The sequence below is a fragment of the Maribacter taeanensis genome (assembly GCF_047345145.1).
Taxonomy (GTDB): domain Bacteria; phylum Bacteroidota; class Bacteroidia; order Flavobacteriales; family Flavobacteriaceae; genus Maribacter_C.
The window spans coordinates 890,543-913,534 of the sequence record NZ_JBLFER010000002.1 but is presented as its reverse complement, the minus strand read 5'-3'; the positions used below and the strand labels follow the sequence as shown (position 1 = coordinate 913,534).

Genomic DNA, 22,992 nt, shown 5'->3' with positions numbered 1-22,992 from the left:
GTGAAAGAGACCATCTACAGCACTACAATTTCAAACTTTTTACCAATAGATACAATAACAAAAAAATTGTCCTAAATCTTCAACTTTTTACAAATACAGAACTTCTAAAAATAAATTAACGCTATTCTTGAATCAAGAATAGCCTACACAACTAAAAAAGCTTTCAAAAATACTATAAACCTTTACTCATGAAAAAATTACTCTTAGTTCAACTTCTTTTTATCTCAAGCCTTATGGGCTATTCTCAGAACAATATCATCGACCCATCTACCTGGTCTGTGGGTACTGGTTCCGCACCTGGCTTTTCAAGATTAGGCACCGATGCTGAAAATGTTCGTGAAATCGGAGTCAACCCCCATGGTGATAATGCAGTACTATGGAAAGCAGTACCCGACGCAGCCAATAACGGAGATGGTGGATGGAATGGAAGTTGGTACAACATCGACCACACTAAAAACTACCGTTTCTCTGTTTGGATAAAAAAAACAAACTCATCTGATGGTAGAACCTATTTCGGACTCTATACCCGTGATGGTGCTAATGTAAATGCAACCTTAGATTTAGATGGTGCTCCTCGCTCAAATGCGTATTTCTGGTACGGCGATCTACCCGTATTAGACAAGTGGTATCTATTAATAGGCTATATCAATAACAGTGGTCATACGGGTCAAACTGTTCGAGGAGGGGTTTATGACCCTGTAAGTGGGGTAAAAGTAGTAAACGGTATACGTGATTTTAAATTCTCAAATGGTGCTGCAAGGTTAAAACATAGAGCATATTTATTCTATGATACCAATACGAATGATCGACAGTTTTACTGGAACCCAACTGTATACGAAGAAAACGGACAGGAACCCACCATTCCTCAAATGTTGAATCCAGGTACTACCCCTGGAGGGGGAGATACCGTTTGGGAAACTTCTGGTAATGATATCAACTATATCGCTGGAAACGTGGGCATCAAAACCACAAGCCCTGATGAGGCGCTAACTGTAAAAGGAAAGATTCATGCCGAAGAAGTACGGGTAGACCTTTCTGTACCAGCACCTGACTATGTCTTTAAATCAGATTATGAATTAAAAACACTCGAAGAGGTCCAAAACTACATCGACAAACACGGGCATTTACCTAATATTCCTTCTGCTTTGAAAATGGAAACAGAAGGTGTCGAACTAGGTACCATGGAAATGAAACTGCTCGAGAAAATCGAAGAATTGACTTTATATATGTTACAGCTGAAACAAGAGAATAAAAACCTACAGAAAGATAATGTTATCATCAAAAAACAGCTTAAGAAAATTCAGAAAAAACATCAATAAAAAAACCTTTGGAATTGAAAAAAGTAAATTTTGAATTCTAAAGGAATATCATGCCAGTAATAGTAAAGGAATTAACCTTACTGAATTATCATAATTTTAGAACCTTATAAATTCCATAGGACAGCAATGAAAAATCTTTGCAAATTAATAGTGGTTTTCACCACCTGCGCATTTTCCCAATCTCCGGAAAGTTATTTTAATGATGTAAACCTTCCGAGCCCAGCAGCTTATGAGATGACACGCTATGACGCACAACTACCAAATCTGTATACTGGTACTGCCAGTGTTAATATTCCTTTGTACACTATAAATTTTGATGGATTTAATTTGCCGCTCAGCCTGTCTTACCATGCTTCTGGTGTTAAGGTAAATCAAGAAGCCACAGAAGCGGGTTTGGGTTGGTCTTTAAATGCAACCGGTGTGATTTCCAGAACAATAAAGGGTACCGATGATTTCGGGGATGGAAATAACAGAAAAGGCTATCTAAATGAAACTTTGGATTTCTACAACAAAGTTTTAAACTGGGGAGATCTATTACCGTCTGAAAGATTAATACATCAACAAAATATGGTTCGCCAATTTTATGACTTTGAACCTGATATTTTTAGCTATAGTTTTTTCGGGTATTCAGGTTCTTTTACTTTGACCAGAAGAATAGATGACTCAGGAAACAACGACAAAGTCCATGTAAAAAAATTAAGCATTGACCCTGTTAAAATCAATTTTTTTGAAAATACTACTAACATTCAAAATAGTTATTTTACAGTAACCACGCCTGATGGATTTGTTGGTTATTTTAACGTAAAGGAATTTACAACCAGTTTTTCTGGCTCCTTCGCCCAAATACCCTTTCCTGATATCGTTGATCAAATTTGCACGTTCAGGGCAGCCGAAGGAATCAATCGTTTTGAAGTCCAAAAAGCCCACCTTAGAGATATTACTGCCTGGTACTTAGATCGCATAGAGAGCCCAAATGGGAAAACAATAGACTTTACTTATAACATTAATACTGATACAGAATTAAGCAATTATATCTCCATAGGCATGCCTAGTTTTAGTGAGTTAGAAAGTCCAGGTTCCAATCCTCACGACAAAGGATTTAGTAGACAGGTAACTGAACATATTTATCTAGAACAAATTGTTTTGAACAATGAATTACAAATAGACTTTGAAATGGAAAACCGGAATGACATAGGGCGTTTTGACCTTTTTTCCTTAGCTGGTTTTTTTCCTCAATTCTCTAATGGAAATCAGCAAACCTTGGCATATCTAAGACAAAACTTGCCATTCCTGAAACGCTACAAAAGAATTACGGTACAAGGCTTGGAAACCAATTCAATTTTAGATAAACAAATTACTTTTAGGCAATCGTACTTTAACCAACATTACCAAATCTACGGTTCTGAAATTGATAAGTACTTGTATTTACGTTCAAGGCTGGATGGTATTACCATAGAAGATCAAAAATATGAATTTAACTACAGTAATGGACAGGGAGGACTCCCTTGGAAAATAACCTTCGGACAAGATCATACAGGGGCCTACAACGGTAAGTTTGAAAATCAAAAGCTCAATCCTGTTACAATGCCTTTTCCTTTGTTTGATTTTTCGACATCTAGTCCTCTCGATTACCCTGATAGATTTCATTATTACATCACACAGGAAAGAAAACCTAATTTAAACTTTGCCCTTGGTGGAGTATTAGAACAAGTTAGATATCCGACAGGTGGATATTCAACATACACCTATGATCTTCAGGAATTTCAGGTAGAGGGAAATCAAAATGGCAGTGGATGGACAAATGCAACGACCGATTCTAAAAGGTATGTACCCGCAGCCATAAATGAACAGGGTGATCCTGGGGCCATGCAAGTAGGGGGGCTTCGAATCAAAGAAATTCTGACCTACGATAAAAATGATGTTATCGAGTATAAAAAAAGCTACGACTATACTAGCCAGTTCGCTACGACATCATCAGGAGAACTTATGGTTCCCTTAGTACATTTAGGCAACATCTATAACAACCCAGAAAATCCAGATCCTAGTACGGTATCCTATACTGTCGAAAAATCCAAAAACCTTCCTGGCAAAAGTTTAGCACAAGGTAATTTAATAGGTTATAATAAGGTTACAGAAAAGGTTTGGTCAAAAACAGGTGACTCCTACTCTAGCGTTCATTCTTTCGAAAGTCAACCTACTAAAATTGAAGACAGTTATGTTTCAATGACTAATTATGATAATATAAATGGTCAATTGAAGCTAAAAGAGGAGAAAGATAATTTTGATTTTGTAGTGCAAAACTCTAGTGTCGATCAGTTTGAAAATACAGTTTTAGAAAATATCAAAGCTGTAGGCTATAATCTTTATAGGGTTTATTACTCTGGAGAATTGCTTGGTCTAGTAGGAAATTACGCTTTGCACCCATATGAATTACCTATTTCATTTGTTCGCCCATCACAAGTAACGAATACTACATTTTTCAGCTCGGCCTCACCACTCTCTGCCACAAGTTCTTTTTCGTATGATGGTTTTGGGCAACAAAAAACAATAACTACAACGGGAAGCAATGGCGAACTTATAGAAACGGAAATCTTTCGTATCAAAGATTACTGTGATACCTGTGGTCCAACGGTTAATGGCAAATCCATGAATCAATGGATGGCAGATGATAATAATATGGTTTCAAGCCCTATTGAACAAATAAACAAAATCGATGGAGTTATTGTTTCAGCAATTGCCTATGAATATGGTCTAGAACACAACAATGTGGTTCTCAAACAAATTTACAGGCATAACGGTGACAAGGCTGCGTATACCCCTTCGGCTGATGGCTTTACCTTCATCGGCGGATATGAACCCGTAATTTCATTTGACAAATACAATGAAAATGGCAAATTATTACAGCAGACCATAGCCAATGGAAAAATTACATCTTACATATGGGATCCGTTTTCAAATTATCCGGTCGTCAAAGGCGAAAATATAGACTATGATGATTTGTTAATAGCATATAACAGTTCTCTCGGAGCTAGTTTTGAGGAAGATCTTAGAAATCATGCTCTCACTCAAAGTGCATTAATAACCACCTACGATGCGGATACTTGGGTAGGTATAAAAAAGATGATTGATCCTTCATTAATAGCCCAGCAATTCGAGTATGATGAAAATGAGCGACTCAAATCGATTAGAGACATTGATCAGAACTTATTGACTGATTATGACTATCAAATAGGTGGTTACACCAAAGTGGGAGGTTTAGTTTCTGAAAGTCTAAATCTTGGACAGACCAAACCACTAGGTTCAAATACTAGGGAGGTCGAAATCATCAACAATAGCAATTATGGTATTACCATAACCAATATTGTTACTTCTTCCTATTTTTCCACAAGTTTTTATTGGCCCCCTGGATATCAGGTATACCTAGCTCCCAATGATCGCTTTAAGGTTCCGATTACGTTCAACGCACCTCTCCAAGAAAATACCTATTCGGGCACTCTAACAGTAAGCTCCGATGATATTAATGGAGATTTAAATATATCATTATCAGGTACTTCTATTGATTTCTTTAGCCAACTAAACATTCCTAATGACTGCTTTGTTATTGGCTCTTATCAAGATGCTAATGATCAAACCCAACTACTAAGTACCGATACCAAAATGGTGCGCATAGAAAATACTGGAAATGGACCCTTATACTTCACCAATATAACTTCTAATGATGACAATTTAATAGTAAGCTATCCTACAAAATATAAGTATGACGAAGAGGGTAACAGATATGTTGATTATTATGTGATTCCCGCAAATTGGCATATCGATGTGGCTGTGCAAATGTTTTCTTTTGCATATACCGAAATCGGAGATTGGGATAATACTGGTGACATTACATTTAATTATATAAATGATGATGGCAGTCAGGGTGCTGCTAGCATAGATTTTCACAGGTACCCTAACATTTGCCAAAATGAACCTAACGACCCGCCGTCTTTCTTTACAAATGATAGTGATACAACTGCTGATTGTGATTTTGGCATGAGTGGCAGTATTGTTGTCAACAGCGGTTCAATCCTAATATTTAATAAAACCAATCGTACAGCTGGCAACCAAGGCAGTGGCGTGAAAATTTACGTCACTTCCGGACCAGGCGATGGAATTGCTGCAGGAGGTTCGATTGTATTAACACCCACTTCTTATCCCACAACGTACGATTTCTGGAGCGATCCAGCTACTTGCGTTGATTTTTATGGCACAGCAGAGATAGTAGTAACCGACCAATAGTAAATGAAATTAACAGCATACAATACCAGCATGAAAATATTTCACTATTTATCTAAAAACACCATACTACTAACCTTTGGTCTTTGTCTTCTTTCTTTAAGTGGAGCAAAAGCCCAAGCAATTAGTGGGCCAAGTTCGATGAATGTTGGACAACAAAGGTCGTTTTCGATTCCATTTGGCGACCCTGATATTACCTGGAGTGTTAGTCCCACCTCACGCGCTCAAATCATTGGCGCTAACGGTGGCACTTCTGTTCAAATTAGAGCTTTAAGTACAGGCACATTTACCGTAAATCTATCTCTTAGTAATGGTTCTGATAGTAAAACAGTTACGGTTAGCCCAACCCCTACTCCTTCAAAACCAAGTACACCAAGTCGTTCCGTGGCAAATTGTGCTGTTACCCTTTCACGAGCAAATCCGCCTGGTGGGGTAACCTGGTATTGGCAAACTAGTACGAGTGGTACGAGTAGAGCAAATGCACTGCAATCGTTCCAACCTACAGCTAACCTTACTTACTATTTAAGAGGTAGAGCAAATGTAACCACCGATATTTGGGGGCCAGCCTCTAATGGTGTTGCCGTTAATCTACCTAGCGATCCCGCAAGACCCGTCGCAAATGTTGGCCAGCCCAGTTGTGCTGTACCCACGGGTACAATTACAATAAGCTCACCCATCACTACAGGCAATACTTATAGTTTTAATGGAGGTACAACTTTTCAAACCAGTAGAACAAAATCGAACTTGGCTCCTGGTACTTACGTTTTGGTCGTTAGAAATTCAGTTGGTTGCAAATCACCTAGCAACACCTATGTAGTTCAGAACCCGCCTAGTCCTCCTTCGAATCCTACGGCAACCTTGATCCAGCCCACCTGTTCCACACCAACTGGAAGAATTACCATTACGGGGCCGACCAATCAAATCAATGGATACAGTTTTAATAATGGCAGCACTTTTAGTACGAACGCTACCCTTTCAAATGCCGCCCCGGGCACCTATACCTTGAAGGTTAGAACATTTGATGGTTGTATTTCAGAAGGAACTACGGTAACCATTGCAAACCCTCCTGCCACTCCAAACGAACCGACTGTAACTAAAACAGACCCCAATTGTACCACAAATACCGGTAGTATTACCATAACATCACCTACTGGCGGTGGTAATACCTATAGTTTTGACGGAGGATTGAATTACCAGACAAGCACTACTAAAACCGAGCTCACAGCTGGCACCTATAATGTTAGAGTGAAGAATTCGGAAGGCTGCGCATCACCCAGCACCGAAGTCATTATTTCAGATGCGCCAGGTACACCGTCTACCCCTACAGCCAACTTAGGCCAGCCAAGTTGCGCGGAACCGACGGGTACAATTACCATTACTTCTCCTGTAGCAACAGGAAATGAATTCAGCTTTGACGGAGGAACAAGTTTTCAAACAAGTGCTGAAAAATCAGATCTTGCTCCAGGTAATTACGTACTGGTCGTCAGAAATTCAGCTGGTTGCGAATCAACTACCGCAACTTATGTAGTTCAAAATCCGCCTAGCCTTCCAGCGGATCCAACCGCAACCTTGATTCAGCCCACCTGTTCCGCACCAACTGGAAGAATTACCATTACGGGGCCGACCAATCAAATCAATGGGTATAGTTTTAATGACGGTGCTACCTTTGATACCAATGCCACACTTTTAAACGCCGCGCCCGGCTCCTATAATTTGAAGGTTAGAACATTTGATGGCTGTATTTCAGGGGCAACTACGGTAATCATTGCTGAAGGACCAGCTGCTCCAAGTGCGCCAGTAGCCACTACAACTCCCTCAAGCTGCCTCGGAAATATAGGTTCAATAACTATTACTTCACCGGTAATTACGGGTAATACTTATAGTTTCGACGGAGGAAACACCTATCAAACCAGCCCTACAAAGAATAATCTTATCGCTGGCATATATACGCTCAACGTACGAAATTCTGATGGTTGCACTTCTCTGAGTACACAAGTGGATGTCGGCACATCATCCTTGCCACCAGCTGCTCCAACCGTAACAAAACTAGACATTGACTGTTCTTCGCCCACGGGCAGCATCACGATTACCACTCCAATAGAAAGTGGGAATACCTATAGTTTTGATAATGGTTTAAATTTTCAAACAGACCCAGTTAAATCAGATTTATCCGGGGGGAATTATGAGGTACGTGTAAAAAACAGTGAAGGTTGTATTTCGCCGAGCACATTGGTTACTTTGAACGAATCTTCTTTTGCGGCGCAACCGACCTTGGGCAATGTGGTACAACCCATTTGCGCAACCGCATTAGGTCGGTTTACAATTACCAATTATAATGCGGCGCACACCTATACGTTTACCCCTGCAGCGGGTGTTGAAATGTCCGGAGCAAGCGTATTTGCACCAGCTGGCGACTACACCGTAACTGCATCTTTTGACGGGTGCATTTCCACAGCTTCAGAATCACAAAGTATCATTGCACCTTCAAACAGCTGTGAAACTACGGCTACTTCAGGTGAAAATTATATCTACTCGCGTTCGTACGAAGAAGAAAGAAGTATAGCCAATATGTTCTTTACGGAGGATTCAAAATTGATTCAGCAGATTACCTATTTTGATGGTTTAGGCAGACCGATACAACAAATCGGTATCGACCAAACCCCTGAAATAGCAGGTAGTAAAAATGACATTATTACATTCATTGGTTATGATGGTTTTGGTCGGACTGAAAAAGAATTTTTACCCTACCCAGAAACCGATACGAATCTTGGCACATTTAGACCACTAGCCGAAGATGCAACCTCGACCTTCTACGATACTCAAAAGTACCAAAACACTTCAAATCCCTATTCCGAAAAAAAGTTTGAGTCGTCTCCTTTGAATAGGGTACTTATGCAAGCGGCACCAGGTGATCCTTGGAAAATGGGCAATGGACATGAGATAGAATTCGAGTATGAGACAAATGACATAGACGAGGTTCGACTGTTTACCGTAACTCATGCCGCTAATACCACCCTTGCCCCAACTTTGAACGAAAATGGATCCTATGGGCAGGGAGAACTTTCCAAGACGGTCACAAAAGATGAAAACCATGAGGGCTCGACTAAAAATCATACCACTGAAGAGTTTTCGGATAAACGAGGCCGCGTAATCTTAAAAAGAACTTATGCAGATATTGACGGTCAGACTGAAGCGCGTCACGATACCTATTATATCTATGATTCCAAAGGCAACCTGACTTATGTACTTCCCCCAAAACTAGAAGCTAGCACAGCTACCTTAAATGCCATAAATGCCAATCTCGATGAACTCGCTTATCAATATAGCTATGATTACTTTAACCGGTTAATCGAAAAGAAAATACCCGGAAAAGGAAAGGAATATATTATTTACAACAAGCTCGACCAACCCATCATGACCCAAGATGCTAATCAGCGCGATTCGAACGAATGGCTCTTTACCAAGTACGATGCCTTTGGGCGTTTGGCCTATACTGGTAAAACTACAATTGCCGGAAGTTCAAGAACTAGCCTGCAGTCAGATATAGATGATTTTACGGGCACCCTTTGGGTGAAAAAAGGTACCTTCTCTAACGGAGGCATTGATGTGGGGTACGAAAATAGCGCCTTCCCGACAGGCACCTTAGAGGTACTTACTGTAAACCATTATGATGATTACAGCTTCGACCTCTCAGGAATTTCACTTCCTAGTGGGCAGATTTATGATAGAAACATTTCAGATAATGTTAAAGGTTTAACTACTGGTAGTAAAGTAAAAGTATTAGAAACTAGTAGTTGGATTACCTCCGCAACCCTGTACGATGATAAAGGAAGAAATATCTATTCTGTTTCAAAAAATGACTATCTAAATACTTTAGATGTGGTCAAAATGAAAATCGATTTTGTCGGCCGAACCCTTGTAAGCCGTACTGAACATACCAGAAATAACACGACCATAGTTACCATCGATAATTTCACCTATGACCATGTAGGCAGACTCTTGGCACAAACCCAATGCGTGGGTGATCAGACCTTGAGTGATAACTGTGAAGGAACTAGCGGTAATGGTATAGATGCCGATATAATCGTATCAGGGTATATTAATACAGATCGTGTCGCTACCAATAGTATGGTGGTTAGACCTAACGCAACTATTGTACCCAATGTAGTTTTAAGAATCGACCCCAATGCTACAGGCGGAGGATCTGGTGAGACTGAATTGATTGTTTTAAATACGTATGATGAATTAGCGCAATTGGAGAAAAAGAAAGTAGGAGGCGATGCGGATGCTAACAATGTATTGAATTCAGTAGGCCTACAGACTGTGGATTACACTTATAATGTAAGGAGTTGGCTAAAAAGAATAAATAATCCGAATGCCATGGGTGATGATCTATTCGCTTTTGACATCAAGTATAACGATGTTGGCGATCCTAGCAGAAGATTATTTAATGGCAATATTTCACAGACCGTCTGGAATTCTAAGAACAATGCCTTGGCAGGCAACCCTGCTAGCAGAAATTACGTGTATACCTATGACCCCCTCAACCGAATCATCGCCGCTACCGACAATACGGGACATTATAATCTAAGCAATGTATCCTACGATAAAAACGGGAATATCCAATCGCTGAGTAGAAATGGTTATCAGGAAAGTTCCACATTTACGGATATGGATGTTCTCGATTACGATTATGATAGCGGAAACAAGCTGTTGAAAGTAGCCGATACTGGAAATAAAGCACATGGTTTTAAAGATGGTACGAGCACCAACGACGACTTCGAATATGATATAAACGGAAATCTTAAAATTGACCATAACAAAGGTATTACTTCCATAACCTACAATCATCTGAACCTGCCCGAACAAGTGAACTTCGGTTCGCAGAACATCAAGTACGTTTACGATGCTACGGGTGCGAAACTCAAAAGGACTTCCAGCACGGGAACGGAAACTTTGTACGCTGGCAACTTCATTTATGAAGGTGGTATAGGAATTTCCGAACTACAATTTTTCAGCCATCCCGAAGGGTATGTAACACCCGACGGACAAGGCGGATATGATTATGTTTATAATTATGTAGACCATTTAGGTTCGGTTCGACTATCTTATACCGATGCCGACAACGATGGAAATATCGACCCCGCAAACGAGATTATAGAGGACAATTCATATTACCCCTTCGGTCTCCTTATGCGAAGTGCAACCTCTAGCGTAAGCCCTTATGGGAACAGTACCGCTAAAAGGTGGAAATACAACGGTAACGAGCTCGATAATACTTTCAATATCGACACCTACGATTTTGGGGCTAGGAACTACGACCCAGCAATAGGTCGTTGGATGAACCTTGACCCATTGGCGGAACAGATGCGCAGACATAGTCCTTACAATTTTGCTTTCAATAACCCAATATATTTTATAGACCCTGATGGTATGGCTCCAATGTCTCCATTGGACGATATTTATTTAGATAGAAATGGAAAGGAAATTTTTAGAGTAGAAAATGACCAACCAGATAGGACTTTTATTGTCAAGACTACCAAAACTACCAAGCAGCTTTATAGTAATGGAACACGTGATGGGAATACGAATCCAATATCGAAGGATGCTGCCAAAAATACCGAAAAGCAAATTAAATCTGGTAATGTTGATGGGGAGCATATGGACAATACTGTACAGATTGCCAATGCAGATACACAACAAGAAATGTTAGACCATGTAAGCCAAGATGATGGCAAAGGAGGTGTAATGACCGAAGCTAATTTGAAGAGCATGAACTCTAGTAATTTCAAAGAGTTCAGCGGTAATATAGGCGACGATGGTAAAGTGACAGGCACAACGTCTGGACCTGTACTTCTACCGATGGCAGGCTTTGACCAAATAGAAGCAGGTGGAAGTTTTGATTTTCATTCGCATCCAAGCGGTCAATTTATGGATACGGATGGTAAAACAAGAGGTTTTACACAACCGACATCAAGTAAAGATATACAAGGTGCTCAAGGAACTGAGTATACTTTAGGAATGAAATCTCAAAAAGTGTATGTTTACGACAAAACAGGTGTAATAGCCATTATCCCATTCAAGAACTTTGGCAATAAGAAATAATCAGATGAAATATATATTCTTAGCAATAATAACTTTTACATTTTCTTCTGTACTACATTCACAGAAAAGTGATACAAAGGCTTTATATTCGAAAGCAATTGAAGCCCAAATTGATTTTGAATTACAAAGCAACAAGTATTCGTCTATGTACATTACGTTTATGGATGAAAGATTCAATGATACAAAACTCACTCATCATGCAGTTACTCTAAAGAATCTCAGCGGAAAACAATTAAAATCAAAATCAAGAAAAGGTATAGATATAATCGAAATCTATCCAGCTAAATTATTCGATAATAAAATATTGATAGAAACTTTGTCAATCTACAAGAAGAGGAAGAAAGTAACTATTTATGGTAAAAGCACTTATTTTTTTGAATACGACTGCGAAAAGGAAAAATATATCTTAGTCGATAAAAGCCAAAAAATGATATAAATAAGAACCGCCCACCGAGGCGGTTTTTTATTGCGCCAGTTTTTGGGTAAGGTCGGCCTTTAGCACGAAGGCGGAAAGAAAATCCTTTACGGTCTCCTTTTGTTTGCTCGAAAGTTTTTGCCCCCGCTAGCGCTCGTCTGTGACGAGTGCCGTACCGAGTAAGAAATAAGAACAGAACATCGAAAAAAAACCAGAGCTACTCTCGCTCCGCGAAGTGTAGCTACACGAAGTTTGCAACTTCGCGTCGAATTGAGTGAGCAATAACACCATGAAATGTTTAAAAACAACAGTTACAAAGCTGTGGTTCTCAGCACATGAAAAGCCACGAAGTTGCGAATTTCTAGAAGTACGATAGTCTAAGAACTCCTTACAAAACACCTCTTACCTAATTTGTAATCCCTTTACAAATAATCACATCTATTTCTTTTGCTAGATGTAAATATTTTATATCTTCATAGCCCGTTCGAGAAAGTCCCTTTTTTCTGCAACGAGCACAACCAAAACACCAACCAATACCTTTGACACATCTAGTTGTTAACCCCTGCCCTACCCCAAAGCTCTTTTGTGAAAGAGCGTATCTACAGAACTACAATTTCAAACTTTTTACCAACAAGTCCAATAACAAAAAAGTTGTCCTAAATCTTCAACTTTTTACAAATACAGAACTTCTAAAAATAAATTAATGCTATTCTTGAATCAAGAATAGTGTATACCACTAAATAAGCTTTCAGAAATACGACACTTTTAAAAATTACGATCAGAAATACCATAAACCTTTACTCATGAAAAAATTATTCTTAGTTCCACTATTTTGTATCGCAGGCCTTATGGGCTATTCTCAGAACAACCTAATCGATGATTCTTCTTGGACAGAAGGCAACGGATCTGCTACAAGATTTACCAGATACGGAACAGATGCCAATAGTCTTAGAGAATTTGGTCAAGGCCCTGCTGGAGAAAATGCATTACTGTGGAAGGCGATTCCGAATACAGCTGCTGGTGCCAATGCAGATGGAGGTTGGACAGGAAACTATAAAACCATTGACCCTACTAAGACGTACCGATTAAGCGTTTGGGCAAAAAAGACAAATTCAAACGATGGTCGTGTCCTACTAGGAATGATCGTAAAGGATGCGGGAAGCGTGAACTCGGCCTTACGATTGAATGGTAACGCAATCGGTTCGCCTTACTTTATTAATGGAGATCTACCAAACTTAGATCAATGGTACCTTCTTGTGGGGGTTATACATGGTAGCGGTCATACGGGCACCGCTATAGAAAGCGCGGTATATGATCGTCAAGGTAATGCCGTTTCTGGCCTAAACGTTAATGATTTTAAATTCGCCCCCGGTGCGACTCGTATTCGAGAGAGAGTTTTTCTAAATCTAGACAATACGGCAGAAGACAATTTATTTTTCTATGCGCCAACCCTATATGAAGTAAACGGACAAGAACCCCCTATTGAAGATCTTTTAGGCTCATCAACAGTTTGGAACATTCAAGGCAATGACGTTTTTTACAATTTAGGCAATGTAGGTATTGGTACTGATAGCCCTGATGAGGCTCTAACTGTAGATGGTAAAATTCACACAAGAGAGGTTAGGGTAGATATTCAAGCACCTTTTGTACCTGATTATGTTTTCTATGATGATTATAATCTCAAAACTTTAGAAGAGGTTCAAAACTTTATTGATGCCTATGGACATCTGCCTAATATTCCCTCGGCAAAAGAAATGGAAAAAGAAGGAATGAACCTGAAGGAAATGAACCTGAAACTGCTTGAAAAAGTTGAGGAGCTAACACTCTATATTTTGGAGCAGGAGAAAAAATATCAGGCTTTGAAAAAAGAAGTTCTAGACATCAAAGAGCAGGTTAAGCAGTAGCACATTCCCAATTTCATTTAGGATAAATCATCTATTTCAATCAACATAATGTTTGAAGATTTTCTTGCGATAATCAATCGTACAAAACTTAAAAGACTACCAATGCATAATAAGTCAAAACTCACTTGGTTCGCTTTAATGGCCCTAATGGTTACCTTTCACACTTCTTATGGTCAAACACCTGACGGATTTATTTTTAGCGGTGCACAACCACCAGCAGTAATACCGCAATCTCCGGAGGCAGGGAGTTTAGGAAGATATGGTAGTATACCCATTACCTCTTCGACGGGTCAAATGAGTTATTCCGTTCCTTTTTATACTATTGAAGTTGATGGACAAAGTTGGCCCATAGGCTTAAACTACAATTATGGGGGTTTACTACTGGAAGGAAAACCCTCCTTGGCGGGTCTTGGCTGGAATCTTAATGCCGAAGCCGCTGTAACTCGTGAAACCCGTGGTCTGCCTGATGAGCATAATTTAGGATACAATAGTGAATTCATTGCTAGTGGTGGACTTCCTACCGTAAGAACTTTAATCAATAATTATGCTGCCTTAGAAAACGACGGTGATTTTAATACCAAAGGTTTTGACGCGTGGGATATAGCTATACTAAGGAATTTTAGAGATGGCATTTATGACGGGGAGGCAGACAAATATACCGTAAGTGCAGGTGGACTGTATTTCTCATTTAAAGCTACTGCAAGATTCGATGCAAATGGTGCTTTGACACATTTCGAACCCTATCTTTTGTCGAAGCATGCAAATAAGGTAGAAGTACTTAAAAGTGAAAATCGCTATGCTAGTCTTAATAGTGATAACTACTACATATCTGGTTTCATTATAACTGATACGAATGGGGTTAAATACAGATTTGATCAAATCGAAACTTCAGTACCTCAAGGTGTCGATGAAGAAATGAAACTAAATCCAATTACTGCTTGGAAGTTATCTGAAATAACCTATTTGAACAATCAAAAGATAAGGTTTGAGTATGTCGACGATGCAATGACAGATTATAATTTTAGAGTTTCAGGCTCTGGAATATTAACAAATATAGAAGGTCAATCTAGCAACCCGAATGGCTATCAACCCGGTCCTTACACACTTGGAAGCGAAGTTTTAATTTATCCACAATACGGCGATGCTGTTAGCGAGGGTCTTATTAATAGAAAATTAATCTCGAAAATCACCTTTCCAAAAGGACATATTGATTTTGAGTATAAATTCAATGCAAATTCGCGAGAACTCTTTAAATCAATAAAACTTTATAACAAGAAAGATTTGATTAATCCGGTGAACTGGTTCGAGTTTTCACATTCTGGCAATAGAGACCTTTTAGATAAGATTGAATTTAATGGGGAAGACTATTATGAATTTGAATATCATGACGAACTAGCCATTCCAAACTTTATTCAAAGTGTTCAAGATAGAACCTTAGCCAGACAACAAGATTACTGGAAGTTCTACAACGGAGCTGGAAATCCCTGGGCTTTAAACATACCGAATAGCCCATTTGAAGGAGCCAATAGAAATCCTAGTCTTTTGCATAGTAGGCTGGGAGCCTTAAAGCGAATTATTTATCCGACTAGAGGTAGCACAAATATTTATTATCAGCAAAACCAAATAGCTACAGCACTTGACCTAAATGCCGATTATTATAGAAGTTTAGAGTCAGGAAAACTATTTGAACTTTCCTTAAATGCACAGACCGAGCAAGTTTCAGAAAAAAGTGAAAGCTTGGAGATTTTGTATCCAACTGTGGCTTATATTAATCACACCGTTAGTGGTGATAGGTCTGCAGGTGGTATTTCAATAACGATGTCACGTGTAGGTGGCCTAAGCAATTACACCATACGTCACTTAGGTAGTTCCATTCCCCCGTATCCTGGTGGTAATGACAGTTACTATCTCGTAGCCCCTTACCTTAAATCAGAAATTCTTCAAAGGGATTTTCCCTTTGCCTTCCCTCCAATGTATCCTCAACTCGTTGAAGAGTTTGGTTATGCAGATATTGGCGGTAACGGAAATGATGGTATTGATACCGTGACCAGAAATAGCGGGGATAAAATTTTAATAATGCCCGGTGTTTATGAATTTAAAATATTTACGCAAACTCCCGGAGCGCCTGTTTCAGCTTCCTTAAATATTCAATTTTTTGGAAAACTTAATGAACCACCCCCAACCAGGGTAAACAAGAAAATAGGAGGTATTCGTGTTGATTATATGAAAGATTGTCCTGATAATTCAGGCCCAAACTGCTTCATTACTAATTACGACTATAACGATGATGAAGATTTCTCTACAGGTGTTCAATTTGCCATTCCACTTTTGCAAACCTCTTATACACTTGATCAAATCAATTTACCAGGTGAGAATATTGATGGTTCGCAGCTATTCAGAACCAAACTGATAACGTATACAGAAAGTCCTTTTACAGTTTCCAACCCTAGGATGGGTACGCCTGTTTTTTATCGAAAAGTCAAAACCATCAAAAGAAGAAATGGCTCTGTTCGTGCACCAGGAGTTACAGAAATAGGGTATACAGAAACCGAATATTCCATGCCCTTTGAAAATCTTAATTATGCCTACCCACCAATACCCACTGGAGTAGATTTAGATAAATCTATGCCTCTTAAAACAATAGCATATGAACAAGACATTGAAGAACCCGTATCATCTACGACAAACGAATATACCTCGATTCGGAAATTAATAAATCTTAATACACAACAAGACCTCGATGATAATCATCCTTGGAGTATAAATGTGTTCATCAACAAGTATCGCTATGTTGATTATGATATTGTTGATTTTACTGACCAGCCTAATTTTCCAATAGGTTCACTGCAAGACATAGAGCTAAAAAAATTACATGGTGCTAAACTTTATCGAGAGTTAGATATTTGGGATCGCCCTAAATCTGTAGAAAAAACAGTTGATGGCATAACAACGAAACAGAATTATGGATATAATGAGAATTACCAAGTCAATTCTTTAAAAACAATAGATAGTCGAGGCAATGAATCTGAAAATGTTACCAAATACGCCAATGATCTTTCTGAGTTAAATAATTCCATATTAAATGATATGGTCTTAAAAAATCAACTTAGCCAACCCGTTCAAGTCGAGAGTTTTTATAATGGAGCACTTCAAAGCACTCAAAAAACCGATTTTACCTTAAATGCAAATGGCTATAAACCCTTCAAGATATTTGCTGCAAAAGGTGACAGCCCTCTTGAAGCAAAAATGAAATTTATTTACAATGCCGCCGGTAAACTATTACAGGTGGACCAACTATTAGATTCTCCCAATAGACCTGGCGAGGGCAATGAAAAAGTTTTAAAAAGCACTTCTTATTTTTGGGGTTATAACTTCGAATATCCCGTAGTCAAGGCAGAAAACGCATCGTACGGCCAACTTACAAGTTCTGGAGCTGACTTAGGTCAACTTCAGAGTGATGCCAACACAGTAGCAGAAAAAGAAACTCAACTTGAAATCTTACGGAACGCTTTACCAAATGCATTTGTAACAGGTTATAGCTATAAAACGCTAGTAGGCATTTCTAATATGACAGACCCTAGGGGTTATACCACCCGCTATCAATATGATTATCGCAACCGTTTATTAAACGTCAAAGATGATCGAGATAAAATGGTACAAGAATATGAATATGAGTATAGATCTGAAAATTATACCAATCCTGATGTATTTGAACAATATGCAGATTTAGTAGGAAATATAGATGGTAATTCAGCACCGGATCTAGGAGTTGCAACTACCTATACCGCCAATCCAGGAGGAGGTTCTGGCGATTTTGCTTATGCCTGGTATAAGGATGGTATCTTCATAACAAGTGGAACAAATCAAATTGATATTGTCTTTGACGATATTGGTATATCCAACCTTCGGGTTGATGTTACTGATAATATTACGGGACTAAGTATTCCTTTAACACTTGATGTAACGGTTCCTATTGATTTAGGTGTTGTTAATCTGACTTCGGACGAAATTTTTGGTTTGGTAAATGCACAACAATTTACTTTTAATGCCACCGGTGTAATCACAACATATGGAACGCTTTCATACCAATGGACTATAGATAATGGAACTCCTGAATCATTTACAGGAGAAACGGGTTTTCAGACCACCTTTGCTACACCAGGTCAACACACTGTGAAATTGAGGGTTACTGATTCAGAAACCAATAGCTTTATTGAAGGGGAAACTACTGTTACCATTTATAACCCTTTAAATGTTCCCAATATCACACCAACAGTAGCTCATATTGAAAAAGGAGATAATCAATATTTCAATACTTCGGGCGTCAGTGGTGGTTCTGGCAATTGGATATATAGTTGGTTTGTAAGATTTGGCAGTGGCAACTATACCAAGATTCCTTCAGAAGACCTCACCTATTATAACCATACGGGCTTCACCACTTCAGGCGTCTACACCATTAAGTTTAGAGTTACTGACACCAATATTCCTAATCATTTTGAGGAAATTACAAGTCAGGTTAATGTATATGAACCTATTCAAATAACAAATGATGATATCAGCACTCCATCACCAGTGCTGGTAAATACGGCTACATATTTCAATATTAATACGGCAAGTGGCGGCTCTGGAAATTTTGAGTACGAATGGGACATTATTAATCAAAGTGTAACTCCCGACTATGGTGAAGGTGTAGGCACTTTCAGCGAAGCCAATAGAAATGTAGCTAGTTATACCGTTGGTTATGAGTTGGTTGGCGCGAGTGTTAAAGTTCAATGCAGAATTCATGATTTATTAACCGGAGAATACAAAACCGTTTTTAAAATTATCTCAATTCAAGACAATGATCCCATATCAGGTCTATCACTTGGAGCCCGAGATAACGACCCTGACCCAGAATCGGCAAGCTATACCATATCTGCAAATAATGTGCAAGGAGGTTCGGGTAGCTATCTCTATAGATGGGTTATTAACGGCAGCATAGTTCAAGAAGGTCCTAGCAATAGATATTCATCTGTGGAGCTATCTTGTTCAAAGCAATCGGAAACCATTACCTGTGTTGCCATTGATGCAGCAAACACCGATCAAACGATTATAAGATCAATAACTGTCAATTTAGGATTCAACTGTGGAGGTTAGTAAAAAGCATAGAAAGATGAAAAAAATATTAAGTTTACAACTATTATTAATCGGACTTATTTCCAATGCGCAGGAAACCCCTTATACACCTCCAGTTCCCAGTGATGGTAATTTTATACTATCACGTACCTATCAGGAGGAGAAAAATAGCAGTAACGAAATTGTACTAGAACGTGATGTCATCGAAACGATTCAATACTTTGATGGTTTAGGGCGAGGGCAGCAAACCATAGGTATTGGGCAATCTCCCACAGGCGCTGATATGGTAACCCCTTATGAGTATGACATTTATGGGCGTATGCTTCGTGATTGGCTTCCTTTTCCTTCAACCCAATATGACCGTGGCGCCTATAAACCTGGTAGTACCTTAGATGCCCAACAGTTTTATGGCACAAAATACCCAAATGATTTTCAAAATCTTGCGACCATAAACATCAATGCCTATTCTGAGAAGACCGTAGAAGCGTCACCCTTAAACCGCGCACTCAAACAAGGTGCCCCAGGTAAAGATTGGCAAATCACCAGTACCGATGATACCGATCACGCCATTGGTTATTCCTATCTCAGTAATACGCATAACCCCGATAATGTTAGTGACCCTGCAAATGACAACGTACGACTGTTCACGGTTACCCTCTCTTCCTCGAATAATGAGACTACTTCACTTTCGTCAGGAACCTATTACCCCGCTGGCGAACTCTCTAAAACTATAACCAAAGACGAGAATCATCAAGAAGGGCAAAAAAACCATACAACAGAAGAGTTCAAAGATAAAACAGGTAGGGTTATTCTTAAGCGTACCTATGCCGACGTACCTGCTATGGACAAAAACGGAGATGGCGACACAAATGATGCCGGTGAACAAGCACAAAATGAAGCCCCACATGATACCTATTATGTATATGATGATTTTGGGAATCTTACGTATGTAATGCCCCCTAAAATGGAAAGTGCTACGGCTAGCCTTACCGAACTAGACAATCAAATGAACGCACTAGGCTATCAGTATTCCTACGATTTTAGAAATCGTCTGGTAGCCAAAAAAATACCTGGTAAAGGAATAGAATATATTGTTTACAATAATTTGGACTTACCCATCTTAACGCAAGATGCAGAACAAAGAAAAAGCAACGAGTGGCTCTTTACCAAGTATGATGTACATGGCAGGGTTGCTTATACTGGAAAAGCTACTATTGCCGACGATAGACCCATCCTACAAAATACCGTAACTGCACTGCCAGATACTTTTACTCTTTGGACAACGCGAACAACCGGAAACACTACCAATGCTATTGGAGGTAAGGCGATAAATTACACCCCCGAAGGCTATCCGCAAAATAGTATTACAGAAGTGCTTACCGTAAACTACTATGACGATTATGATATTACCACTAACGACTTAGGAGGATCACCTACGTCAACCAGTGTTTTTGGAAAGGCTACAGATAATCGCACCAAAGGGCTACCCACCGTAAGTTTGGTAAAAGTGCTTGAGACCGATGATTGGATTAAAACGGTGAGTCTTTACGATGATAAGGCGAGAGCAATTTACACGCATAATACGAATGACTATTTAGGTACAACCGATATCATTGCATCTGAATTGGATTTCATAGGAAAAACTTTAAAAACCAAAACAGCCCATACACGTAATGGAACGACCATTGTTACTATTGATAATTTTACCTACGATCATTCGGGAAGACTATTAGCACAAACGCAATGTGTGGGTGATCAGACCTTGAGTGATTCTTGTGAAGCTGGTGGTAATGGTATAGATGCTGATATAATCGTCTCAGGGTACATTAATACAGATCGTATCGCTACTAATAGTATGGTGGTTAGGCCTAACGCAACTGTTGTACCCAATGTAGTTTTACGAATCGACCCCAATGCTACAGGTGGAGGATCTGGTGAGACTGAATTGATTGTTTTAAATACGTATGATGAATTAGCGCAATTGGAGAAAAAGAAAGTAGGAGGAGATGCGGATGCTAACAATGTATTGAATTCAGTAGGCCTACAGACTGTGGATTACACTTATAATGTAAGGAGTTGGCTCAAAAGCATAAACAACCCGAATGCCATGGGCGATGACCTATTTGCGTTTGGCATCAAATACAACGATGTGGGAGACCCCAATAGAAGACTCTATAACGGTAACATTTCTCAAACTGTTTGGAATTCTGCCAATAATGCAATCGCTGGTAGTTCAGCTAGTAGAAATTACGTGTATACCTATGACGCACTGAACAGAATTACAGGGGCAACGGGTCTTCCTAACAGCCCTCATAATGTATCGAATATCTCCTATGATAAGAACGGGAACATTATGACTTTAAACAGAATGGGGCATACGCAGGTTGATGATAGTGGTCTAGTAACGGATTACGGCCTTATGGATGACCTAACATATACCTATATAGGAAACCAATTGAAGGCAGTGAATGATGACAACCAGGCAAGTGCAACACAAGGTTTTATAGATGGATCAGAATTGACACTAGAATACACCCATGATTCTAATGGCAATATGAAGACGGATACGAATAAGGACATTACTAGTATTAGCTATAATCACTTGAATCAACCTGAAGTAATAAGCATTTCTGGTGGCTCAATAACCTATGTCTATGACGCTACTGGTATTAAACAGAAAAAAATTGTAAGTACAGGTACAGTGACCGAATATGCTGGAAACTATATATATGAAAACACAGGGGGTGGGGTGAAATTACAATTCTTTAGTATAGCAGAAGGTTACGTGGAACCTAAAAATTTTGATGACCTAAATCAGGGCTATGATTATATTTATCAATTTCAAGACCACTTGGGTAATATCAGACTGTCTTACAAAGACCTAAGCTCAAATAGCACCCCTAATCTTGAAATACAGGAAGAGAACAATTATTATCCTTTTGGACTAAAACATAAAGGCTATAATTTTGGTCGAAATGGGCGTAATCATAAATATGGCTTTGGTGGTAAGGAGGAACAAGAAGATAATATCAACGGAAGTTCTTTGGATTGGCTAGATTTTAGTGCCAGGAATTATGATGCTACTTTAGGAAGATGGTTCGTAATAGATAAAATGTCGGATATGGCACCTCAATGGAGTCCATATAGATATGCATTTAACAATCCAATAAAATACATTGATAGCGATGGTAATTTTGAATTGGACGCTAACACTGCAGCAAAATACCCAAGGTTAGCAGAATTTTTAAAGAATGGCATTCAAGATGTTATCAATAACCCTTCTATTGTTAACGGTCTAATGAAGTATGGTCAACTTTCAAAAGAGGATATCAAATTGGGCTTGACTTATGGCGAAGGCCCAAAAATAATCGCAGATGGTTTGAACGGGGCCATCGGAGAATTTACACCTGGAACAAATTCCAAAGAAATTAAAATTGACAAGGATTTCCTTCAGGCTCTTGAAGACGCTACTGGAGCCGATGCAGATGTATATTTGCTATTAATAGCAGTTACAATATTGCATGAATATGTCCACTATGGAGATGATCAAGATGGAATTGATTACCCTGATGAAGAAGGGGATTTGTTTGAAATAGATGTATATGGAGAAGATATTGGTGATTATGACAGTGCAAAAAAGGTGTTTGACCAGTGGCAAAAGACACTAGCGGAAAAGAAAAAGAAACAAGCAGCAGAGAATAAAAAGAAAGCAGAAGGGTTAAATAATTTAATTAACAATATTGATAATGTAGAAGATGGCAATTATGTTTGGGATGGAAGCAATTGGGTAAAGGAATAACTACTTAAATGATGAAAAAATGAAATATTTATTTGTTATGTGTCTTTTTGTTGCATGTCA

Annotated in this window: 7 protein-coding genes; all 7 read left to right on the top strand. The window is 39.0% G+C overall.

Annotated elements, in window-relative coordinates; genetic code table 11:
• Nucleotides 1-188: 188 nt before the first annotated feature.
• Nucleotides 189-1,319 carry a hypothetical protein gene (locus ACKWCD_RS09855; protein ID WP_413983777.1) on the top strand — a complete coding sequence of 377 codons (1,131 nt, stop codon included), beginning with the start codon at nucleotides 189-191 and terminating at the stop codon, nucleotides 1,317-1,319.
• Between the two features lie 126 nt (nucleotides 1,320-1,445).
• Nucleotides 1,446-5,597 (top strand): hypothetical protein, encoded by a 4,152-nt coding sequence (locus tag ACKWCD_RS09850; RefSeq protein WP_413983776.1) that lies wholly within the window; start codon nucleotides 1,446-1,448, stop codon nucleotides 5,595-5,597.
• Nucleotides 5,598-5,600: 3 nt separating this feature from the next.
• The gene (locus tag ACKWCD_RS09845) at nucleotides 5,601-11,699 is read left to right on the top strand and encodes a DUF6443 domain-containing protein (protein WP_413983775.1); all 6,099 of its coding nucleotides are present in this window, start codon (nucleotides 5,601-5,603) and stop codon (nucleotides 11,697-11,699) included.
• A 4-nt stretch (nucleotides 11,700-11,703) separates the two neighbouring features.
• On the top strand, nucleotides 11,704-12,135 hold the full coding sequence (locus ACKWCD_RS09840) for a hypothetical protein (RefSeq protein ID WP_413983774.1): 432 nt from the start codon (nucleotides 11,704-11,706) through the stop codon (nucleotides 12,133-12,135).
• A gap of 782 nt (nucleotides 12,136-12,917) precedes the next feature.
• Nucleotides 12,918-14,018, top strand: a complete 1,101-nt coding sequence (locus ACKWCD_RS09835) for a hypothetical protein (protein ID WP_413983773.1) — start codon at nucleotides 12,918-12,920, stop codon at nucleotides 14,016-14,018.
• 102 nt (nucleotides 14,019-14,120) lie between these two features.
• Nucleotides 14,121-19,154: a PKD domain-containing protein gene (locus ACKWCD_RS09830; protein ID WP_413983772.1), complete on the top strand. Its 5,034-nt coding sequence runs from the start codon at nucleotides 14,121-14,123 to the stop codon at nucleotides 19,152-19,154.
• A 16-nt stretch (nucleotides 19,155-19,170) separates the two neighbouring features.
• Nucleotides 19,171-22,932 carry a DUF6443 domain-containing protein gene (locus ACKWCD_RS09825; RefSeq protein ID WP_413983771.1) on the top strand — a complete coding sequence of 1,254 codons (3,762 nt, stop codon included), beginning with the start codon at nucleotides 19,171-19,173 and terminating at the stop codon, nucleotides 22,930-22,932.
• The last annotated feature ends 60 nt before the right edge of the window (nucleotides 22,933-22,992 follow it).

Excerpts from the sequence above, each read along its gene's own strand:
- ACKWCD_RS09855 (WP_413983777.1), top strand. The coding sequence starts at position 189 with ATGAAAAAATTACTCTTAGTTCAACTTCTTTTTATCTCAAGCCTTATG.
- ACKWCD_RS09850 (WP_413983776.1), top strand. The coding sequence starts at position 1,446 with ATGAAAAATCTTTGCAAATTAATAGTGGTTTTCACCACCTGCGCATTT.
- ACKWCD_RS09845 (WP_413983775.1), top strand. The coding sequence starts at position 5,601 with ATGAAATTAACAGCATACAATACCAGCATGAAAATATTTCACTATTTA.
- ACKWCD_RS09840 (WP_413983774.1), top strand. The coding sequence starts at position 11,704 with ATGAAATATATATTCTTAGCAATAATAACTTTTACATTTTCTTCTGTA.
- ACKWCD_RS09835 (WP_413983773.1), top strand. The coding sequence starts at position 12,918 with ATGAAAAAATTATTCTTAGTTCCACTATTTTGTATCGCAGGCCTTATG.
- ACKWCD_RS09830 (WP_413983772.1), top strand. The coding sequence starts at position 14,121 with ATGCATAATAAGTCAAAACTCACTTGGTTCGCTTTAATGGCCCTAATG.
- ACKWCD_RS09825 (WP_413983771.1), top strand. The coding sequence starts at position 19,171 with ATGAAAAAAATATTAAGTTTACAACTATTATTAATCGGACTTATTTCC.